Origin of the sequence: Pseudoduganella guangdongensis (assembly GCF_009857475.1) — a bacterium.
In the GTDB taxonomy this organism is placed as follows: domain Bacteria; phylum Pseudomonadota; class Gammaproteobacteria; order Burkholderiales; family Burkholderiaceae_D; genus Rugamonas; species Rugamonas guangdongensis.
The window spans coordinates 1-307 of sequence record NZ_WWCJ01000065.1; the positions used below are offsets into that span (position 1 = coordinate 1).

A 307-nucleotide genomic window follows, 5' to 3' on the forward strand; every position below is an offset into this window, starting at 1 on the left:
CGAGGCAGAGATGCGTAGCTGATGGGAAGCAGGTTAATATTCCTGCACCGTCGTATGATGCGATGGGGGGACGGATCGCGGAAGGTTGTCTGACTGTTGGAATAGTCAGTTTCTGGTTCATAGAAGGTGCTTAGGCAAATCCGGGCACGTAATTCAAGGGACTGGGACGAGTGAACTTGTTCACGAAGCAATCGGAAGTGGTTCCAAGAAAAGCCTCTAAGCTTCAGTCATACGAGACCGTACCGCAAACCGACACAGGTGGGCGAGATGAGTATTCTAAGGCGCTTGAGAGAACTCGGGAGAAGGA

The 307-nt window shown here is 51.5% G+C and carries 1 rRNA gene; it reads left to right on the top strand.

The features are described 5' to 3' along the window. Positions 1 to 307: ribosomal RNA gene (locus tag GTP41_RS28180) — 23S ribosomal RNA — on the top strand; the annotation flags it as partial.